This is a genomic window from Pseudomonas sp. 382 (assembly GCF_002759075.1).
In the GTDB taxonomy this organism is placed as follows: Bacteria; Pseudomonadota; Gammaproteobacteria; order Pseudomonadales; family Pseudomonadaceae; genus Aquipseudomonas; species Aquipseudomonas vlassakiae.
Genome location: NZ_PEMX01000004.1, coordinates 250,987 through 270,072, shown reverse-complemented (window position 1 = coordinate 270,072; position 19,086 = coordinate 250,987). Strand labels below are relative to the sequence as shown.

The following is a 19,086-nucleotide window of genomic DNA, read 5'->3' as shown; positions in this document are numbered from 1 at the left end:
CAGGCAGCATGGTTCCTCGTGGGAGCGGGCTTGCCCGCGAAGCAGGCAGCGCGGTGTATGGCACCGGCTTCGCCGGTGTTCGCGGGCAAGCCCGCTCCCACAGGGACCGTTGATGAGTAGCTGAGAACATGCCCACCAAAGAATCCCATCCCAGCGACCTGATCCGCGCCCGCGACCTCGAGGGGTTCGATGTCTGGGCGTTGCCCAGCTTCGATCCGGAGCCTGAGCCGGAGCCCGAGCCAGAGCCGGAAGTCGTCGAGGAAGAAGTCGAGGAAGTACCGCTGGAAGAAGTCCAGCCACTGACCCTCGAAGAACTCGAAGCGATCCGCCAGGAGGCCTACAACGAAGGCTTCGCCACCGGCGAGCGCGAGGGCTTCCACAGCACGCAACTGAAGGTGCGCCAGGAGGCCGAGGAAGCGCTTGCCGTCAAGCTGGCCAGCCTGGAGCAGCTGATGGGGCATTTGCTGGAGCCGATCGCCGAGCAGGACACGCAGATCGAACGCAGCATGGTGCATCTGGTTGCGCACATGGCGCGGCAGGTGATCGGCCGCGAACTGCGCAGCGACTCCAGCCAGATCACGCAAGTGCTGCGCGAGGCGCTGAAGCTGCTGCCGATGGGCGCCGACAACATTCGCATTCACCTCAACCCGCAGGACTTCGAGCAGGCCAAGGCGCTGCGCGAGCGTCATGAGGAGCGCTGGAAGCTGCTCGAGGACGAGGCTCTGCTGCCGGGCGGCTGCCGTATCGAGACCTTGCACAGCCGCATCGACGCGACCATGGAAACACGCATCGAGAAAGCCGTTGCGCAACTGTTCGACCAACTGCACGACCAGGCCCTGCACCCGGCGACACCAGACCTGTCGATCGAACTGGACGCCCGCGATGCGCCTTGACCGCACCAGCTTCGGCAAGCGCCTGGGTGGCTACGCCGAGGCGATCGGGCTGCCGGTGCAACCGGTGGTCGAAGGCCGCCTGTTGCGCATGGTCGGCCTCACCCTTGAAGCCGAAGGTTTGCGCGCTGCGGTGGGCGGGCGCTGCCTGGTGATCAACGACGACAGCTACCACCCGGTGCAGGTAGAAGCCGAGGTGATGGGCTTTGCCGGCAACAAGGTGTTCCTGATGCCGGTGGGCAGCATTGCCGGCATCGCGCCGGGTGCCCGCGTGGTGCCGCTGGACGACAGCGGCCGCCTGCCCATGGGCATGAGCATGCTCGGCCGGGTGCTTGATGGTGCCGGCCGTGCCCTCGATGGCAAGGGTGGCATGCGCGCCGAGGATTGGGTGCCGATGGACGGCCCGGTCATCAACCCACTCAACCGTGACCCGATCAGCAAGCCGCTGGACGTGGGCATTCGCAGCATCAACGGCTTGCTCACCGTCGGTCGTGGCCAGCGCCTGGGCCTGTTCGCCGGTACCGGCGTGGGTAAATCGGTGTTGCTGGGCATGATGACCCGCTTCACCGAGGCGGACATCATCGTGGTCGGGCTGATTGGCGAGCGGGGGCGCGAGGTCAAGGAGTTCATCGAACACATCCTCGGCGAGGAAGGGCTCAAGCGCTCGGTGGTGGTGGCATCGCCTGCTGACGATGCGCCACTGATGCGTTTGCGTGCCGCCATGTACTGCACACGCATTGCCGAGTACTTCCGTGACAAGGGCAAGAACGTCCTGCTGCTGATGGACTCGCTGACCCGTTTCGCCCAGGCCCAGCGCGAAATTGCCCTGGCCATCGGCGAACCGCCGGCCACCCGTGGCTATCCGCCGTCGGTGTTCGCCAAGCTGCCCAAACTGGTCGAGCGTGCGGGTAACGGCGAGCCCGGCGGCGGCTCGATCACGGCGTTCTACACGGTGCTGTCCGAGGGTGACGACCAGCAGGATCCGATCGCCGACTCGGCACGGGGTGTGCTCGACGGCCACTTCGTGCTGTCCCGGCGCCTGGCCGAGGAAGGCCATTATCCGGCCATCGACATCGAGGCCTCGATCAGCCGGGTCATGCCGCAGGTGGTCGATGCCGACCACTTGCGCCAGGCCCAGAAATTCAAGCAGCTGTGGTCGCGCCTGTCGCAGAGCCGTGACCTGATCAGTGTGGGTGCCTATGTCGCCGGTGGCGATCCGGAAACCGACCTGGCCATTGCCTTGCAGCCCAAGCTGGTGGACTTCCTGCGCCAGGGCCTGGACGAGAATGTCAGCATGGGCCAGAGCCGCGACGAGCTGGGGGCGATCTTCACGCCGCCGGCCAAGGGCTGATAGCGCATGAGCCTGCCCGGTCGTGCTGCGCGTCTGGCCCCGGTGGTCGACATGGCCGAAGAGGCTGAGCGCAAGGCTGCCCAGCGGGTGGGGCACTTCCAGCAGCAGGTGGTCCAGGCCCAGGCCAAGCTGGCCGAGCTGGAATCGTTCCGCGAAGGGTACCAGGCGCAGTGGATCAATCGTGGCGGGCAGGGCGTGAATGGCAGCTGGCTGCTGAACTATCAGCGCTTCCTGGCCCAGCTGGAAACGGCCATGACCCAACAGCGGCAGAGCCTGGCCTGGCATGAGAACAACCTGAAGAATGCCCGCGGCACCTGGCAGCAAGCCTATGCCCGGGTGGAAGGGCTGCGCAAGCTGGTGCAGCGCTACATGGACGAGGCACGGCGGGCCGAAGACAAGCGTGAGCAGCGTTTGCTGGATGAGCTATCGCAGCGCTTGCCAAGGCAAGGTCATCTGTAACCTGCACCGGCCTCTTCGCGGGTTTACCCGCGAAGAGGCCGGCACAGGCTACCTTGCCACTCCGGCATCGGGCTGCTAAACCTTGAAGAGTTGCATTCGCCATCATCGAAGGGATCGCTAGCATGGCAGTCGAGACTGATTTTTCGCAGGACGAGAAAAAACTCACGATCAAGGTCAAGGGGCGCTTCGATTTTGGCAAGCATCAGGAATTCCGTGATGCCTACGAGCGCCAAGAGAACAAGCCTGATTCGGTAGTGGTCGACCTGAAGGAGGCTACCTACCTGGACAGCTCTGCGCTGGGCATGCTGCTGCTGTTGCGGGACCATGCCGGGGGTGACGATTCGGACGTGCGCGTGGTGCACGCCAACTCCGACGTGCGCAAGATCCTGGCCATTTCCAATTTCGAAAAACTGTTCGATATCAGTTGAGTGCCCAGATGCCGGCCGAGCATGCGTTGACCGTACTGGTGGCGGAGGACAGTGCGGTAGACCGCGTGTTGCTGGCGCAGATTGTGCGTCGCCAGGGCCACCGGGTGTTCACTGCGGAAAATGGCGAGCAGGCCGTGGCGCTGTTTGCCGAACAGCGTCCGCAACTGGTGTTGCTCGACGCCTTGATGCCGGTGATGGATGGTTTCGAGGCGGCGCGGCAGATCAAGACACTGGCAGGCGAGGCGCTGGTGCCGATCATCTTCCTGACCTCGCTGAGCGAAGAGGATGCCCTGGTGCGATGCCTGGAGGCCGGCGGTGACGACTTCATGGCCAAGCCCTACAGTGCGGTGATCCTCGCGGCCAAGATCCGCGCCATGGACCGCCTGCGCCGTTTGCAGGCGACCGTGCTCGAGCAGCGTGACCAGATCACCCGCCACCATCACCACTTGCTCAACGAGCAGCGGGTGGCCAAGGCGGTGTTCGACAAGGTCGCGCATTCCGGCTGCATCACGGCGCCGAACATCCGTTACCTGCAGTCTCCCTATGCGCTGTTCAATGGTGACCTGCTGCTGGCTGCGTTTACCCCGGCCGGTGACATGCATGTGCTGCTGGGGGATTTCACCGGGCATGGCTTGCCGGCGGCAGTGGGGGCGATGCCGCTGGCGGAAGTGTTCTACGGGATGACCGCGAAGGGCTATGGCTTGGCGCAGATGCTGCGCGAGATGAATGCCAAGCTCAAGCGCATCCTGCCGGTGGACATGTTTTGCTGTGCGCTGCTGCTCAACCTGAGTGTGCAGCGCGGGGCGGTGGAAGTGTGGAATGGCGGCATGCCGGATGGCTACCGGCTGTCGGTAGACGGCGAAGTGCTCGGCAGGCTCGGGTCGCGTCATCTGCCGCTGGGCATCCTTGCGCCGGAGCGCTTCGATGACAGCACCGAAGTGCTGCCGATGGCGGCGGGTGAGCGGCTGTTGTTGCTGTCCGATGGCGTGGTCGATACCGCAGACGAGCACGAGCGCCTGTTCGGTGTCGAGCGCTTGCGCGAGGTGCTGGCCGCCAATCGTGACCCGGCGCAGTTGTTCGATGAGGTAATGCAGGCCTTGGCGCGTTTTGGCGGCAGCCCCCGGGATGACATCAGCCTGTGCGACATACGCATGTTCAGTGGCGAGGACCGGGTGCCCGCGCCGACCCTGTATTCCGACAGTGGGCGCTCCAGTCCGCTGGACTGGGCGTTGGCGTTCGAATTGCGCGGTGAAAGCCTCAAGCGATTCAACCCGGTGCCTTACCTGGTGCAGTTGTTGCAGGAGATTCATGGTCTGCGGCCGCGCACTGGCGCTTTGCACAACGTGCTCAGTGAGCTGTTCACCAATGCCCTGGAACATGGTGTGTTGGGCCTGGATTCGCAGCTCAAACGGGATGTGCAAGGTTTTGCCGACTACTATGAGGAGCGCGCCCGGCGCCTGGTGACACTGGCCGACGGGTTCGTGCGTATCGACCTGAAGGTTGAACCCTCTGGGTCGGGCGGGCGTCTCACCATCGAGGTCCGCGACAGTGGCGCGGGGTTCGATGTGCAGCGTGTGCTGTCGCGTCCGTCGGTGGAGCAGGAGTTGAGTGGGCGCGGGCTACACCTGGTGCGGCGGCTTGGCAGCCATGCCGAGTGGTGCGAAGGTGGCCGCTGCGCCCGCGTGCGGTTTGATTGGTGATGTGTCTGGAGGGCCGCAGGGCGGCTCAGGCATAATCCGGCTTGATCAAGGAGTGAGCAAGTGACTGACATGCATATTGACCACAAGGTACTCAGCGACCTGCAGGAGGTCATGGAAGATGGCTACCTGCAGTTGCTGGACACTTTCCTGGAAGACTCCGAACAGCGTTTGAACCAGCTGCATGAGGCCAAGAGTGCCGATGAGCTCGGCATGGCCGCGCACAGCTTCAAGGGCAGCAGCAGCAACATGGGGGCCGTTGGCCTTTCCCGCTTGTGCCAGCAGTTGGAGGAGCGGGTCAAAGAGCGGCCGCTGTATGGCATCGAAGACCTGATCAACCGGATCGACCAGGAATACCTGGAGGTGAAAGGCTTCTATCGTGGCGAGCGTGAGCGCGTTTCGGCGAGTTGATGGAAAGTTGGCGCGACTTTTGCCTCTCAGTGTCCAGATGATATTCCAGTTTCTGGCGCGGAGACCGCTCAATGCCTGTCGCATCCAACCCTTTGTTGCAAGCCAACACCCTGAGCAAGCCGTCGAGCGCGGGCTCCTCGCGGGTGGACAAGCCGCTGCAGGCGGCGGGCGGGCAAGGCGCCGGCTTCGATCAGGTCATGGCTGGGCAGGGGCGTGACAAGGCACCTGCACGCAACGACAAGGCGGCCCCGCCGGTCGCGAAGGACAAGCCTGACGTTGCCCAGGGCGGCAAGAAGGAGGCCGCCGACAAACCGGCGGTTGCCGATGACGGCAACATATTGCCAGCAGACGATGCGCCGCCTGCCACTGTCGACGCTACCGTGCCCAGTGACGTGGGGTCGCTCGATGCCAGCCTGGTGGCGGGCCAGGTGACCGACGCGCAGCCCGGCGCGCAGTTGCTGCAGGCTCAGGCTGAAGCCGTGGCGCCGGTGTTGCAGGCGGCTATCCAGCAGCCGCCCGTGGCCGAGGTTGCCAAGCCAGTGCCGGAACAGCCCGAGACCGATGCGTTTGACCCGGATGCCGACCCGTTGGCCAATCTGCCGACGTTGCGTCTGGCCCTGGAGCAGAGCGCCCAGGCCAAAGGCACGACGTCGACGCACGCTGCGGAGCCAGGCAAAACCCAGTCCGATGACAATCAGGCGGCCGTCAATCCATTGGCGACCCTGATCGACAAGGTCGAGGGCGAGGCCGGCAAGTCCGAGACCGGCGACAAGGCCTTCGGTACCTTGCTCGAAGACGGGCTCAAGGACACCAAGAGCGCCAGCAGCGACACCCGCGTCGATGACTTTGCCAATCGCCTGGCCAGCCTGACCCAGGCAGTGACTGCCAAGACCGCCAATGCCGTGCCGGTCAATGCCAATCCGTTGCATCAGCCGCTGCACATGAACCAGGGTGCATGGGCCGAAGGCCTGGTCAACCGGGTCATGTACCTGTCCAGCCAGAACCTCAAGTCGGCGGATATTCAGCTGGAGCCGGCTGAGCTCGGCCGCCTCGATATTCGCGTCAATGTGGCGACTGACCAGTCCACGCAAATCACCTTTGTCAGTGGTCATGCCGGCGTACGCGATGCGCTGGACAGCCAGGTGTATCGCCTGCGTGAGCTGTTTGCCCAGCAGGGGTTGGCGCAGCCGGACGTCAACGTTGCCGACCAGTCGCGTCAGCAGCAGCAACAGGCGCAGCAGGACGGCTCGCAGCTGTCCGGGGTGGCTGCGCGCCGGGCTCAGGGCGGCGAGGGCGAACAGAGCGGGGCGGGCGAGGTCTCCCGGGCTGTCGAGCAGCAGGTGGTCATTGGTGACAGTGCTGTCGATTATTACGCCTGATGTGTCTGCCTTGAGATTTTCAGCGCCTTTGAGATCGAGCGCCGCCCGCGCGGCGCATCGCGGGCAAGCCCGCTCCCACATCTGTTTCGGGCCAGTTACTCCTGTGCCGCCAACAGGGACCGCCTTGTTTGTATGGCGATGCATCTCGGTTGAAGCCGACAGGGTCCGGCGATGCATCTCGGTGGGCACAGATGCTGCTCCACCTGTCTCCAGTCATGCACCAAGGCGGTCCCTGTTGGCTTCACAGGAGTGATTGGCCCGAAACAAATGTGGGAGCGGGCTTGCCCGCGATGCGCCGCGCGGGCGGCGCTCGATCTCACAGGCGACACACCTCTCAAGCCAAACATGGCATAACACTTGCTCAAGCCACGTCATCCTTCTTTGAAACCCCGATGGACGACGGATTATTGGCATGGCGAAGAGCGACGCAGTGAAAGACCCCGCCGCAAAAGGCAAACTCAAGCTGATCCTGCTGCTGGTGCTGGCCCTGTTGCTGGCAGTCGGCCTGTCGGTGGGCGCCACCTGGTTCATCATGCACAAGACTGAATCGGCACCCGCCCCGGAAGCAGCTGCCACCAACGCCAAGGCCCCAGCGATCTACGTGCCGCTGGCGCCAGCCTTCGTGGTCAACTTCAACCAGAACGGCCGCCAGCGCTACATGCAGCTGAGCATCACGATGCAAGGCCGTAGCCAGGCCGACCTGGACGCGCTCACGGTGCACATGCCGGTGATCCGCAACAACCTGGTGATGATGTTCTCCGGGCAGGGCTTCGACACCCTGGCGGCCAGTTCGGTGGGCCAGGAGATGCTGCGTCAGAAAGCCACCGCAGTGGTTCAGGAAGTGGCGCAGAAGGAAGTCGGCAGGCCGGTGGTCGACCAGTTGCTGTTCACCAATTTCGTATTGCAGTAGGAGTCCGCAATGGCCGTACAGGACCTGCTGTCCCAGGATGAGATCGATGCCCTGTTGCATGGCGTCGACGATGGGCTGGTACAGACCGAGAGCGCTGCCGAGCCTGGCAGCATCAAAAGCTACGACCTGACCAGCCAGGATCGGATCGTGCGGGGTCGCATGCCGACCCTGGAAATGATCAACGAGCGTTTCGCCCGCTACACCCGCATCAGCATGTTCAACCTGCTGCGCCGCTCGGCCGACGTGGCTGTCGGCGGCGTGCAGGTGATGAAGTTTGGCGAGTACGTGCATTCGCTGTACGTGCCGACCAGCCTCAACCTGGTCAAGATCAAGCCACTGCGTGGTACCGCGCTGTTCATCCTCGACGCCAAGCTGGTGTTCAAGCTGGTGGACAACTTCTTCGGCGGGGACGGCCGTCACGCCAAGATCGAAGGCCGCGAATTCACTCCCACCGAGTTGCGCGTGGTGCGCATGGTGCTGGACCAGTGCTTCGTCGACCTCAAGGAGGCATGGCAGGCGATCATGCCGGTCAACTTCGAGTACATGAACTCAGAGGTCAACCCGGCCATGGCCAACATCGTCGGCCCGAGCGAAGCGGTGGTGGTGTCGACCTTCCACATCGAACTGGACGGCGGTGGCGGTGACCTGCATGTAACCATGCCGTATTCGATGATCGAGCCGGTGCGGGAAATGCTCGACGCCGGCTTCCAGTCCGACCTCGACGACCAGGACGAGCGCTGGGTCAAGGCCCTGCGCGAGGACGTGCTGGATGTCTCCGTGCCGCTGACCGCCACGGTTGCCCGCCGCCAGCTGAAGCTGCGCGACATCCTGCACATGCAGGCCGGCGACGTGATTCCGGTCGAGCTGCCCGAGCACCTGGTGCTGCGCGCCAATGGCGTGCCGTCGTTCAAGGCGCGCCTGGGTTCGCACAAGGGCAACCTGGCCCTGCAGATCATCGACCCGATCGAACGCCGCTGAACGCGTGCCGATCGCTCTCAACGAATTGAATGCCTGTCGAGGACATCATGGCTAACGAAAACGAGATCACTTCCCCTGAAGACCAGGCTTTGGCCGATGAGTGGGCTGCGGCCCTGGAAGAAACCGGTGATGCCGGCCAGTCCGACATCGATGCACTGCTCGCCGCTGACAGCGGCAAGCCCAGTGCCGGTCGCCTGCCGATGGAGGAGTTCGCCAGCTCGCCGCGGCCGAACGAGAACGTCAGCCTCGAAGGCCCGAACCTGGATGTGATCCTGGATATTCCGGTGAGCATTTCCATGGAAGTGGGCAGTACCGAAATCAACATCCGCAACCTGCTGCAGCTCAACCAGGGCTCGGTGATCGAACTTGACCGGCTGGCCGGTGAGCCGCTCGATGTGCTGGTCAACGGCACGCTGATCGCCCACGGTGAAGTGGTAGTGGTCAACGAGAAGTTCGGCATCCGCCTGACTGACGTGATCAGCCCCAGCGAACGTATCAAGAAGCTGCGCTGAGTGAAGCGCACGATGCGGGCCGTGTTGGCCCTGGCCACGCTGCTGGTCAGCGACCTGGCCATCGCTGCTGCCACGCCTGCTGCCTCGCCGGCTGCGGTGCCGGCCACTGCGCCCGGCAGCTTGGGCGGGCAGCTGGCGCAGATGGTGTTCGGCCTGTTGCTGGTGGTGGGGCTGATCTTCTTCCTGGCCTGGGCGCTGCGCCGCATGCAAGGCGCCACGCCCAAGGGCGGGCAGGTGATCGAGATCGTCGGCAGCCGCGCCATCGGCCCGCGTGACCGGCTGCTGCTGGTGCAGGTCGGCAAGGAGCAGATCCTCATCGGTCACACGCCAGGCAGCATCGAAGCCCTGCATGTCATGGCCGAACCGGTCGAAGTGCCCGTCAGCGCCCGCCAGGCGACGCCAGAGTTTGCCCAGCGGCTGATGGAGCTGATGGGCAAGGATCAGAAGGACAAGAAGTGATGAATGGCGCGTTGCGCATTTTGTTGAGCACCTTGTTGCCAATCGCGCTGCTGCTGGCTGCGCCGCTGGCCCAGGGCGCGGACCCGCTGTCGATCCCGGCCATCACCCTGTCCAACACTGCGGACGGGCAGCAGGAGTATTCGGTCAGCCTGCAGATCCTGCTGATCATGACGGCGCTGAGCTTCATCCCGGCGTTCGTCATCCTGATGACCAGCTTCACCCGCATCATCATCGTGTTCTCGATCCTGCGCCAGGCCCTGGGCCTGCAGCAGACGCCGTCGAACCAGGTGCTGACCGGCATGGCCCTGTTCCTGACGATGTTCATCATGGCGCCGGTGTTCGACCGGGTTAACCAGGATGCCCTGCAGCCGTACCTGAGCGAGAAGATGACCGCCCAGCAAGCCATCGACAAGGCCCAGGGCCCGCTCAAGGACTTCATGCTGGCGCAGACCCGGCAAAGCGATCTCGACCTGTTCATGCGCCTGTCCAAGCGCACCGACATCGCCGGCCCCGACCAGGTCCCGCTGACGATCCTGGTACCGGCATTCGTTACCTCGGAATTGAAGACCGCGTTCCAGATCGGCTTCATGATCTTCATCCCGTTCCTGATCATCGACATGGTCGTGGCCAGTGTGCTGATGGCCATGGGCATGATGATGCTGTCGCCGCTGATCATCTCGCTGCCGTTCAAGATCATGCTGTTTGTCCTGGTCGATGGCTGGGCGCTGATCATGGGCACCTTGGCCGGCAGTTTCGGCGGCGTGTGACGCTGCCAGGAGAGCCTACGCATGACACCTGAAGTCGCTGTCGACCTGTTCCGTGACGCACTGTGGCTGACCACCCTGATGGTTGCCATCCTGGTGATACCGAGTCTGCTGGTTGGCCTGGTCGTGGCGATGTTCCAGGCTGCCACACAGATCAACGAACAGACCCTGAGCTTCTTGCCGCGCCTGCTGGTGATGCTGGTCACGCTGATCGTCGCCGGGCCATGGCTGGTGCAGAAGTTCATGGAGTACATCACCGGCCTGTACACCAGCATCCCGCAGCTGATCGGTTGAGCCTGCCATGCTGGAGCTGACCGACGCGCAGATCGGCACCTGGGTCGCCACCTTCATCCTGCCGCTGTTCAGGGTGACGGCGGTGCTGATGACCATGCCGATCTTCGGCACCCGTATGCTGCCGGCGCGCATTCGCCTGTATGTGGCGGTGGCGATTACCGTGGTGATCGTGCCGGCCTTGCCGCCCCTGCCGGAATTCGACCCGCTGAGCCTGCGCGGCCTGCTGCTGTGTGGCGAGCAGGTGATCGTTGGCGCGTTGTTCGGGTTCTCCCTGCAGCTGCTGTTCCAGGTCTTCGTGATCGCCGGGCAGATTGTCGCCGTGCAGATGGGCATGGCCTTTGCCTCCATGGTCGACCCGGCCAACGGGGTCAACGTGGCCGTCATCAGCCAGTTCATGACCATGCTGGTCAGCGTGCTGTTCCTGCTGATGAACGGCCACCTGGTGGCGTTCGAAGTGCTGACCGAAAGCTTTACCACCTTGCCGGTAGGCAACGCCCTGGTTGTCAGTCACTTCTGGGAGCTGGCCGGGCGCCTGAGCTGGGTGTTCGGTGCCGGATTGCTGTTGATCCTGCCGGCCATCACTGCGCTGCTGGTGGTGAACATCGCGTTTGGCGTGATGACCCGCGCAGCGCCCCAGCTGAACATCTTTTCCATCGGTTTTCCACTGACGCTGGTACTGGGCATGGGCATCTTCTGGGTCGGTTTGGCCGACATTCTCTCCCACTACCAGGCGTTGGCCAGTGACGCGTTGCAGTGGCTGCGTGAACTGGCAAGGGCGCGCTGAGCATGGCTGAAAGCGAGAGTGGGCAGGACAAGACGGAAGACCCCACCGACAAACGCAAGCGCGATGCGCGCGAGAAAGGTGAGATTGCCCGTTCCAAGGAGCTCAACACCGTAGCCTCCACCCTGGCCGGTGCCGGCGCGCTGCTGGCCTTTGGCGGCAACCTGGCGGAAACCTTGATGACGCTGATGCGGATGAACTTTTCCCTGCCCCGGGAGGTGCTGACCGACGAGCGCTCGATGGGCATGTTCCTGCTGGCGTCCGGCAAGATGGCCATATGGGCGGTGCAGCCGGTGCTCATGCTGCTGTTCGTGATCGCCTTCGTGTCACCCATCGCCCTTGGCGGGTTCATCTTTTCCGGAAGCCTGTTGCAGCCCAAGTTCAGCCGGATGAACCCGTTGTCAGGTATCAAGCGGATGTTTTCGCTCAACTCGCTGACCGAGTTGCTCAAGGCGATGGCCAAGTTCTTCGTGATCCTGATCGTTGCGCTGGTGGTGCTGGGCAATGATCGCCAGGCGTTGTTGGCCATCGCCAACGAGCCGCTGGAGCAGGCGATCATCCACAGCGTCCAGGTGGTCGGCTGGAGTGCCTTGTGGATGGCGGCCGGGTTGCTGTTGATCGCGGCGGCGGACGTGCCGTTCCAGCTCTGGCAGACGCACAAGAAGCTGAAGATGACCAAGCAGGAGGTCAAGGACGAGTACAAGGACAGCGAAGGCAAGCCTGAGGTCAAGCAGCGCATCCGCCAGTTGCAGCGCGAGGTGTCGCAGCGGCGTATGATGGCGGCTGTGCCCGAGGCCGACGTGATCATCACCAACCCGACGCACTATGCCGTGGCCCTGCAGTACGACCCGGAGAAGGGCGGGGTAGCGCCGTTGCTGGTGGCCAAGGGAACTGACTTCATTGCCTTGAAGATTCGCGAGATCGGCGTCGAGCACAAGGTGCAGATCCTCGAATCGCCGGCCCTGGCGCGGGCGATCTACTACTCCACCGAGGTCGAGGGGGAGATTCCGGCGGGGCTGTACCTGGCGGTGGCGCAGGTGCTGGCCTATGTGTTCCAGATTCGCCAATACCGCTCCGGCAAGGGCAAGCGGCCAGAGCCGCTGAAGCCAGACCTGCCGATTCCGCCGGACCTTCGTCGCGACAACTGATTCTAGCCTGTACCGGCCTCTTCGCGGGCATGCCCGCTCCCACAGGAATATCACAAGGGCTGAGTGTGCACGGTACTTGTGGGAGCGGGCGTGCCCGCGAAGAGGCCTGTTCAGGCAACATAAATCCATAGCCGAGCAAAGTTGGAAGGCTTCTTGCAAAGCCACGCCCAAGCGCCCCTTGGGCGTCAAAGTTTTGCATCAAGAGGACTCGCGGTGGATCGCACTCAGTTAATCAGCAACGCCCGCAACAATCTGGCCGGGCTCGGCCGGGGCAATCTGGGCGTGCCGTTGCTGCTGCTGGTGATGTTGGCAATGATGATGTTGCCGATACCGCCGTTCCTGCTCGACGTGTTCTTCACCTTCAACATCGCCCTGTCGATCGTGGTCCTGCTGGTCTGCGTGTACGCCCTGCGCCCGCTGGACTTCGCCGCGTTCCCGACCATCCTGCTGGTGGCAACCTTGCTGCGCCTGGCGTTGAACGTGGCCTCCACGCGGGTGGTGATGCTCCATGGCCAGGACGGCCATGGCGCTGCCGGTAAAGTGATCCAGGCCTTTGGTGAGGTGGTGATCGGCGGCAATTACGTCGTGGGTGCGGTGGTGTTCGCCATCCTCATGATCATCAACTTCGTGGTGGTGACCAAAGGTGCCGGGCGCATTTCCGAGGTGAGCGCACGCTTCACCCTCGACGCCATGCCGGGCAAGCAGATGGCCATCGACGCCGACCTCAATGCCGGCCTGATCGACCAGGCCCAGGCCAAGGCGCGTCGTGCCGAGGTGGCCCAGGAGGCCGAGTTCTACGGCTCGATGGACGGTGCCAGCAAGTTCGTCCGTGGTGACGCCATCGCCGGCCTGCTGATCCTGTTCATCAACCTCATCGGCGGCATGCTGATCGGTATGCTGCAACACAACATGTCGTTCAGCGATGCGGGCAAGGTCTATGCCTTGCTGACCATCGGTGACGGTTTGGTGGCGCAATTGCCATCACTGCTGCTGTCCACCGCCGCCGCGATCATGGTGACCCGTGCCTCCGGCTCCGAGGACATGGGCAAGCTGATCAACCGCCAGATGTTCGATTCGCCCAAGGCGCTGGGGGTGTCTGCGGCGCTGATGATCATCATGGGCCTGGTGCCGGGCATGCCACACATTGCCTTCCTCAGCCTCGGCCTGCTGGCCGGTGGCGGCGCCTACCTGGTATGGAAAAAGCAGCAGAAGGCCAAACTCGAGGCGCAGAAGGAGGCGCAGCGCCAGCAGGACCTGCTGCCGTCGCCGCAGCGCGCGCTGGAGACCAAGGAGCTGGGCTGGGACGACGTGACGCCGATCGACATGATCGGCCTGGAAGTGGGCTACCGCCTGATTCCGCTGGTCGACCGTAACCAGGGTGGGCAACTGCTGGCGCGGATCAAAGGGGTGCGCAAGAAACTGTCGCAGGACCTGGGTTTTCTCATGCCGACCGTACACATCCGCGATAACCTCGACCTGCAACCCAGCGCTTATCGCCTGACGCTGATGGGGGTGATCCTGGCGGAGGCCGAGATCTATCCGGACCGCGAACTGGCGATCAACCCCGGCCAGGTGTTCGGCACGCTCAACGGTATCGCCGCGCGCGACCCGGCATTCGGCCTTGAGGCGGTATGGATCGACATCGGCCAGCGCGCGCAGGCGCAATCGCTGGGGTACACCGTGGTCGACGCCAGTACCGTGGTGGCCACCCACCTCAACCAGATCCTGCAGAAGCACTGCCACGAGCTGATCGGCCATGAGGAGGTCCAGCAACTGTTGCAGGTCTTGTCCAAGGCATCGCCTAAACTTGCAGAAGAGTTGGTGCCGGGTGTCATTTCCTTGTCGGGGCTGCTCAAGGTCCTGCAGGCATTGTTGTCCGAGCAAGTGCCGGTGCGTGACATCCGCAGTATTGCCGAGGCCATCGCCAACAATGCCAGCAAGAGTCAAGATACCGCCGCGCTGGTGGCAGCAGTGCGCGTCGGATTGTGTCGCGCCATCGTCCAAAGCATTGTCGGCGTTGAGTCCGAGCTTCCCGTGATCACCCTTGAGCCAAGGTTGGAACAGATTTTGCTCAATAGTTTGCAAAGGGCCGGGCAGGGCCAGGAAGACGGTGTTCTTCTTGAGCCGAGCATGGCCGAAAAGCTGCAGCGCTCGTTGATCGACGCCTGCCAGCGCCAGGAGATGCAAGGCCAGCCGGCCATTCTCCTGGTCGCTGGCCCGATCCGTGCCATGCTGTCGCGCTTCGGCCGCCTGGCTGTACCGAATTTGCATGTTCTGGCGTATCAGGAAATACCGGATAACAAGCAAGTCACCATCGTTGCCACAGTGGGCCCCAACGGCTGAGGTAGTGGGTTATGCAAGTCAAGCGTTTTTTCGCCGCCGATATGCGTCAGGCCATGAAGCTGGTCCGTGATGAGCTGGGCTCCGATGCCGCCATCATTGGCAACCGCCGCATCGCCGGAGGTGTCGAGCTGACCGCCGCGCTGGACTACAAGCTGTCCGCGCTGGCCCCCCGCGTGCCTAACGTCGCGCTGGAAGAAGAGCTGCGCAAGACCCAGTCGCGCATCGCCACAGCCCAGGCCGAGCTGGACAACCGCGCCGAAGCCAGCGAAGGCAACCGCCAATTGTTCGCCGGCCAGTCGTTGACCGCGGCCGAGCCGTTGATCGAGCCGCACGTGGAGGCGCCGGCACCCGCTGCCGCGCCCACCCCGGCGCCGGTCGACCCGCGCCTGTTCGACGCCATGCGCTCGGAGCTCTCGGGCCTGCGCGAACTGCTCGAAGTGCAGCTCGGCTCGCTGGCCTGGAACCAGCTGCAGGGCAGCAAACCGGCTCAGGCCAACCTGTGGCGTCGCCTGCAGCGCATCGGCCTGTCCGGCCCGATCGCCCGCGAGCTGCTCGACCTCACCCAGGAGATCGAAGAGCCGCGTCAGGCCTGGCGCATGCTGCTGGCGCACCTGGCGCGGATGATCGAAGTGCCGCAGATCGAGCCGATCGAAGAGGGCGGGGTCATCGCCATGGTAGGCCCTGCCGGCATGGGCAAGACCACCACCCTGGCCAAGCTGGCGGCACGCTATGTGCTCAAGTACGGCCCGCAGAACCTGGCCCTGGTGAGCATGGACAGCTTCCGCATCGGTGCCCAGGAACAGCTCAAGACCCTGGGGCGCATCCTCAATGTGCCGGTGACCTACGTCGACCCTGGCCAATCGCTGGCAGCAGCGCTGGAACCGCTGCTGCGCAAGCGTGTGGTGCTGATCGACACCGCCGGCCTGCAGGCCAGCGACCCGGCCCTGCGCATGCAACTGGAAACCCTGGCCGGGCGTGGCATCGCCGCGAAGAACTACCTGGTACTGGCCACCACCAGCCAGAAGCAGGTGCTGACCGCCGCCTACCATAGCTACAAGCGCTGCGGCCTGGCCGGCTGCATCCTGACCAAACTCGATGAAACGGCGAGCCTCGGCGATGTGCTGAGCCTGGCCATCAGTCATGAACTGCCCGTGGCCTACCTCACCGATGGCCCGCGTATTCCTGACGACCTGCACCTGCCACGCCCGCACCAACTGGTGACCCGCGCGGTCAATGTGCAGTTGCAGGACGAGCCCAGCGAAGAGGCGATGGCCGACATGTTCGCTGATCTCTACCACAACCCGCGGCGCGCGGGTTGAGGATGAAGCGTATGCAAAGTACCTACATTCCGGGGTTGGCAGTCTTGCCCCGCGTGTGGCTTGGGTCCAAGCGAGACAAGGTAAACAACGAACATGGGTAGCATGCATCCCGTACAGGTGATCGCCGTCACCGGTGGCAAAGGTGGCGTCGGCAAGACTAACGTGTCAGTGAACTTGTCCCTGGCGCTGGCTGAACTCGGCCGCCGGGTGATGTTGCTGGACGCCGACCTTGGCCTGGCCAATGTCGACGTATTGCTGGGCCTCACCCCGAAGCGCACCCTGGCCGATGTCATCGAAGGGCGCTGCGAGCTGCGCGACGTGCTGTTGCAGGGGCCTGGCGGTGTGCGCATCGTGCCGGCCGCCTCCGGCACCCAGAGCATGGTGCACCTGGCCCCGGCGCAGCATGCCGGGTTGATCCAGGCCTTCAGCGAGATCGGCGACAACCTCGATGTGCTGGTGATCGACACCGCTGCAGGCATTGGTGACTCGGTAGTCAGCTTCGTGCGCGCCGCCCAGGAAGTGCTGCTCGTGGTGTGCGACGAGCCGACCTCGATCACCGACGCCTACGCGCTGATCAAGCTGCTCAACCGCGACTACGGGATGAACCGTTTCCGCGTGCTGGCCAACATGGCGCAAAGCCCGCAGGAAGGGCGCAACCTGTTCGCCAAGTTGACCAAGGTCACCGACCGCTTCCTCGACGTCGCCCTGCAATACGTCGGTGCCGTGCCTTACGACGAAAGCGTGCGCAAGGCGGTGCAGAAGCAGCGCGCGGTGTACGAGGCCTTCCCCCGCTCCAAGTGCGCCCTGGCATTCAAGGCCATTGCGCAGAAGGTTGACAGCTGGCCGCTGCCTGCCAACCCGCGCGGCCACCTTGAGTTCTTCGTCGAGCGCCTGGTACAACCCACCAGCGCAGGGCCCGTGCTATGAACGCGAGCGGCTTCAAGATGTACAGCAAAGCGTCGAAAGACGCCCAGTTCGAGCTGGTGGAGCGCTATGCGCCGCTGGTCAAGCGCATTGCCTACCACTTGCTGGCGCGCCTGCCGGCCAATGTCCAGGTCGAAGACCTGATCCAGGCCGGCATGATCGGCCTGCTGGAAGTGGCCAACAAATACGACGCCAGCAAGGGCGCCAGCTTTGAAACCTACGCGGGTATCCGCATCCGCGGGGCGATGCTCGACGAGGTCCGCAAGGGCGATTGGGCACCGCGTTCGGTGCACCGCAATACGCGCATGGTCAGTGACGCGATGCGCGCCGTGGAAGCAAGAACTGGCCGCGACGCTAAAGATCATGAAGTTGCTGCCGAACTCCAATTGAGTCTCGATGATTACTACGGGATCTTGAACGATACCTTGGGCAGCCGCCTGTTCAGTTTCGACGACCTGCTGCAGGACGGCGAGCACGAAGGGCTGCACGAGGAAGGCGCCAGTAGCCAGGTCGAGCCGTCACGCGATCTGGAGGACGAGCGCTTCCAGGCTGCCCTGACCGATGCGATCGCCAACCTGCCGGAGCGTGAGCGCCTGGTGCTGGCGCTGTACTACGACGAAGAGCTGAACCTCAAGGAGATCGGTGAGGTGCTGGGGGTCAGCGAATCGCGTGTCAGTCAGTTGCACAGCCAGTGTGCCGCGCGCCTGCGCAGCCGCCTGGGGGAATGGCGGGCGCGTTGAGCCGAGGGTCGTTGCAGTCGTTTTCCACGTTGTACCGAATTGAATGAATACGCGTGCTCGGGGCCGAGCGCGTTTGAGACTGCTTGGAGGTCTACTTGAACAAAGACATGAAAATCCTCATCGTTGACGACTTTTCGACGATGCGGCGGATCATCAAGAACCTGTTGCGTGACCTGGGCTTCACCAACACCGAAGAAGCCGACGACGGCACCACTGCGCTGCCGATGCTCGAAAGCGGCCACTACGACTTCCTGGTGACCGACTGGAACATGCCGGGCATGTCCGGTATCGACCTGCTGCGCAAGGTGCGTGCCCACGATCGGCTGAAAACCATGCCGGTACTGATGGTGACCGCCGAAGCCAAGCGCGACCAGATCATCGAAGCGGCCCAGGCCGGCGTGAATGGTTACGTGGTCAAGCCGTTCACCGCCCAGGTGCTGAAAGAAAAGATCGAGAAGATCTTCGAGCGCGTCAACGGCTGAGTCACGTCAGGGGGGCGCCATGGAATCATCAAATACGTCATTGGGGGAGTTCGAGTCGACCCTCAAGAAGCACGCGCAAGAATTGGTCTCGAGCCTGGAGAAAGGCCGCTTCGGCGATGCCGTGCAACTGATCCACCAGCTCAACCAGACCCGAGACCGTGGCCTGTACCAGGAGGTCGGCAAGCTCACCCGTGAGCTGCACAGCGCGATCGTCAGCTTCCAGATCGACCCGCGCATGCCGCAGGCCGAGGAAGTCTCGCAGATCACCGATGCCACCGAGCGCCTGTCCTATGTGGTCAAGCTCACCGAGGGTGCGGCCAACCGCACCATGGACCTGGTGGAGGAGAGCACCCCGGTGCTCAACGAGCTGGCAGCCGAGGCGCAAGGGCTGAGCGTCGACTGGCAGCGGTTCATGCGCCGCGAAGTCGCAGCGCCGGAGTTTCGCGAACTGGTCAAGCGTGTCGACAGTTTCCTGACGCACAGCGCCGGGGGCAACCGCAAGGTCGCCGGCCACCTCAACGACATACTGCTGGCCCAGGACTACCAAGACCTGACCGGCCAGGTGATCAAGCGCGTCACTGCGCTGGTGACCGAAGTGGAAAGCAATCTGCTCAAGCTCGTGCTGATGGCCAGTCAGGTCGACCGTTTTGCCGGTATCGAACACGACCACCAGCAGCTGCGCGCTGAAAAAGATCAAGAAAAACATCCGACTCGGGGTGAAGGTCCGCAGATTCATGCCGATAAGCGTGAAGACGTTGTGTCCGGTCAGGACGACGTCGACGATCTGCTGTCCAGCCTGGGTTTTTAAGGAGCACGT

21 protein-coding genes are annotated in these 19,086 nt (G+C 63.5%); all 21 read left to right on the top strand.

Going from position 1 to position 19,086, the window contains the following annotated elements; genetic code table 11:
* Positions 1-128: 128 nt before the first annotated feature.
* Positions 129-893 carry a flagellar assembly protein FliH gene (fliH, locus tag CQW31_RS07580; protein ID WP_054887155.1) on the top strand — a complete coding sequence of 255 codons (765 nt, stop codon included), beginning with the start codon at positions 129-131 and terminating at the stop codon, positions 891-893.
* Positions 883-2,241: a flagellar protein export ATPase FliI gene (gene fliI / locus CQW31_RS07575; protein ID WP_099814204.1), complete on the top strand. Its 1,359-nt coding sequence runs from the start codon at positions 883-885 to the stop codon at positions 2,239-2,241. The genes fliH and fliI overlap by 11 nt, the downstream gene beginning before the upstream one ends.
* Before the next feature lie 6 nt (positions 2,242-2,247).
* Complete coding sequence (gene fliJ, locus CQW31_RS07570) at positions 2,248-2,700, top strand: flagellar export protein FliJ (RefSeq protein ID WP_054887153.1); 453 nt, start codon at positions 2,248-2,250, stop codon at positions 2,698-2,700.
* 122 nt (positions 2,701-2,822) lie between these two features.
* On the top strand, positions 2,823-3,128 hold the full coding sequence (locus tag CQW31_RS07565; RefSeq protein ID WP_054887152.1) for an STAS domain-containing protein: 306 nt from the start codon (positions 2,823-2,825) through the stop codon (positions 3,126-3,128).
* An 8-nt stretch (positions 3,129-3,136) separates the two neighbouring features.
* Complete coding sequence (locus tag CQW31_RS07560) at positions 3,137-4,828, top strand: fused response regulator/phosphatase (protein WP_099814203.1); 1,692 nt, start codon at positions 3,137-3,139, stop codon at positions 4,826-4,828.
* A 60-nt stretch (positions 4,829-4,888) separates the two neighbouring features.
* Positions 4,889-5,236, top strand: a complete 348-nt coding sequence (locus CQW31_RS07555; RefSeq protein ID WP_054887150.1) for an Hpt domain-containing protein — start codon at positions 4,889-4,891, stop codon at positions 5,234-5,236.
* A gap of 71 nt (positions 5,237-5,307) precedes the next feature.
* Entirely contained in the window at positions 5,308-6,615 is a 1,308-nt protein-coding gene (locus CQW31_RS07550; protein WP_099814202.1) for a flagellar hook-length control protein FliK, read from the top strand.
* Positions 6,616-7,027: 412 nt separating this feature from the next.
* On the top strand, positions 7,028-7,525 hold the full coding sequence (fliL, locus tag CQW31_RS07535; protein ID WP_054884191.1) for a flagellar basal body-associated protein FliL: 498 nt from the start codon (positions 7,028-7,030) through the stop codon (positions 7,523-7,525).
* Positions 7,526-7,534: 9 nt separating this feature from the next.
* Complete coding sequence (gene fliM / locus CQW31_RS07530; protein WP_054884190.1) at positions 7,535-8,503, top strand: flagellar motor switch protein FliM; 969 nt, start codon at positions 7,535-7,537, stop codon at positions 8,501-8,503.
* Between the two features lie 47 nt (positions 8,504-8,550).
* Positions 8,551-9,015: a flagellar motor switch protein FliN gene (gene fliN, locus CQW31_RS07525; protein WP_054884198.1), complete on the top strand. Its 465-nt coding sequence runs from the start codon at positions 8,551-8,553 to the stop codon at positions 9,013-9,015.
* 12 nt (positions 9,016-9,027) lie between these two features.
* Positions 9,028-9,474 (top strand): flagellar biosynthetic protein FliO, encoded by a 447-nt coding sequence (gene fliO / locus CQW31_RS07520; protein WP_054884197.1) that lies wholly within the window; start codon positions 9,028-9,030, stop codon positions 9,472-9,474.
* Positions 9,474-10,241, top strand: a complete 768-nt coding sequence (gene fliP, locus CQW31_RS07515; protein ID WP_054884189.1) for a flagellar type III secretion system pore protein FliP — start codon at positions 9,474-9,476, stop codon at positions 10,239-10,241. Before fliO ends, fliP begins: the two co-directional genes overlap by 1 nt.
* A gap of 21 nt (positions 10,242-10,262) precedes the next feature.
* Positions 10,263-10,532 carry a flagellar biosynthesis protein FliQ gene (gene fliQ, locus CQW31_RS07510; protein WP_054884188.1) on the top strand — a complete coding sequence of 90 codons (270 nt, stop codon included), beginning with the start codon at positions 10,263-10,265 and terminating at the stop codon, positions 10,530-10,532.
* Positions 10,533-10,539: 7 nt separating this feature from the next.
* Positions 10,540-11,316, top strand: coding sequence for a flagellar biosynthetic protein FliR (fliR, locus tag CQW31_RS07505; RefSeq protein WP_054884187.1), 777 nt, complete (start codon positions 10,540-10,542; stop codon positions 11,314-11,316).
* 2 nt (positions 11,317-11,318) lie between these two features.
* Positions 11,319-12,461 carry a flagellar biosynthesis protein FlhB gene (gene flhB / locus CQW31_RS07500; protein WP_054884186.1) on the top strand — a complete coding sequence of 381 codons (1,143 nt, stop codon included), beginning with the start codon at positions 11,319-11,321 and terminating at the stop codon, positions 12,459-12,461.
* Positions 12,462-12,674: 213 nt separating this feature from the next.
* Positions 12,675-14,804 (top strand): flagellar biosynthesis protein FlhA, encoded by a 2,130-nt coding sequence (flhA, locus tag CQW31_RS07495; protein WP_099814201.1) that lies wholly within the window; start codon positions 12,675-12,677, stop codon positions 14,802-14,804.
* A gap of 11 nt (positions 14,805-14,815) precedes the next feature.
* Entirely contained in the window at positions 14,816-16,123 is a 1,308-nt protein-coding gene (flhF, locus tag CQW31_RS07490) for a flagellar biosynthesis protein FlhF (protein WP_054884184.1), read from the top strand.
* 93 nt (positions 16,124-16,216) lie between these two features.
* Positions 16,217-17,050: a flagellar synthesis regulator FleN gene (gene fleN / locus CQW31_RS07485; RefSeq protein WP_054884183.1), complete on the top strand. Its 834-nt coding sequence runs from the start codon at positions 16,217-16,219 to the stop codon at positions 17,048-17,050.
* The gene (gene fliA / locus CQW31_RS07480) at positions 17,047-17,787 is read left to right on the top strand and encodes an RNA polymerase sigma factor FliA (RefSeq protein ID WP_099814200.1); all 741 of its coding nucleotides are present in this window, start codon (positions 17,047-17,049) and stop codon (positions 17,785-17,787) included. Before fleN ends, fliA begins: the two co-directional genes overlap by 4 nt.
* A 107-nt stretch (positions 17,788-17,894) precedes the next feature.
* Complete coding sequence (locus CQW31_RS07475) at positions 17,895-18,269, top strand: chemotaxis response regulator CheY (RefSeq protein ID WP_099814199.1); 375 nt, start codon at positions 17,895-17,897, stop codon at positions 18,267-18,269.
* Positions 18,270-18,288: 19 nt separating this feature from the next.
* Positions 18,289-19,077, top strand: coding sequence for a protein phosphatase CheZ (locus CQW31_RS07470; RefSeq protein WP_099814198.1), 789 nt, complete (start codon positions 18,289-18,291; stop codon positions 19,075-19,077).
* The last annotated feature ends 9 nt before the right edge of the window (positions 19,078-19,086 follow it).

Coding starts and splice junctions, on each gene's coding strand:
- fliI (WP_099814204.1), top strand. CDS start 883: ATGCGCCTTGACCGCACCAGCTTCGGCAAGCGCCTGGGTGGCTACGCC.
- fliQ (WP_054884188.1), top strand. CDS start 10,263: ATGACACCTGAAGTCGCTGTCGACCTGTTCCGTGACGCACTGTGGCTG.
- fliO (WP_054884197.1), top strand. CDS start 9,028: ATGCGGGCCGTGTTGGCCCTGGCCACGCTGCTGGTCAGCGACCTGGCC.
- CQW31_RS07560 (WP_099814203.1), top strand. CDS start 3,137: ATGCCGGCCGAGCATGCGTTGACCGTACTGGTGGCGGAGGACAGTGCG.
- fliN (WP_054884198.1), top strand. CDS start 8,551: ATGGCTAACGAAAACGAGATCACTTCCCCTGAAGACCAGGCTTTGGCC.
- fliA (WP_099814200.1), top strand. CDS start 17,047: ATGAACGCGAGCGGCTTCAAGATGTACAGCAAAGCGTCGAAAGACGCC.
- CQW31_RS07475 (WP_099814199.1), top strand. CDS start 17,895: ATGAAAATCCTCATCGTTGACGACTTTTCGACGATGCGGCGGATCATC.
- fliP (WP_054884189.1), top strand. CDS start 9,474: ATGAATGGCGCGTTGCGCATTTTGTTGAGCACCTTGTTGCCAATCGCG.
- fleN (WP_054884183.1), top strand. CDS start 16,217: ATGGGTAGCATGCATCCCGTACAGGTGATCGCCGTCACCGGTGGCAAA.
- fliR (WP_054884187.1), top strand. CDS start 10,540: ATGCTGGAGCTGACCGACGCGCAGATCGGCACCTGGGTCGCCACCTTC.
- flhF (WP_054884184.1), top strand. CDS start 14,816: ATGCAAGTCAAGCGTTTTTTCGCCGCCGATATGCGTCAGGCCATGAAG.
- fliL (WP_054884191.1), top strand. CDS start 7,028: ATGGCGAAGAGCGACGCAGTGAAAGACCCCGCCGCAAAAGGCAAACTC.
- fliM (WP_054884190.1), top strand. CDS start 7,535: ATGGCCGTACAGGACCTGCTGTCCCAGGATGAGATCGATGCCCTGTTG.
- CQW31_RS07565 (WP_054887152.1), top strand. CDS start 2,823: ATGGCAGTCGAGACTGATTTTTCGCAGGACGAGAAAAAACTCACGATC.
- fliJ (WP_054887153.1), top strand. CDS start 2,248: ATGAGCCTGCCCGGTCGTGCTGCGCGTCTGGCCCCGGTGGTCGACATG.
- flhB (WP_054884186.1), top strand. CDS start 11,319: ATGGCTGAAAGCGAGAGTGGGCAGGACAAGACGGAAGACCCCACCGAC.
- CQW31_RS07550 (WP_099814202.1), top strand. CDS start 5,308: ATGCCTGTCGCATCCAACCCTTTGTTGCAAGCCAACACCCTGAGCAAG.
- fliH (WP_054887155.1), top strand. CDS start 129: ATGCCCACCAAAGAATCCCATCCCAGCGACCTGATCCGCGCCCGCGAC.
- CQW31_RS07470 (WP_099814198.1), top strand. CDS start 18,289: ATGGAATCATCAAATACGTCATTGGGGGAGTTCGAGTCGACCCTCAAG.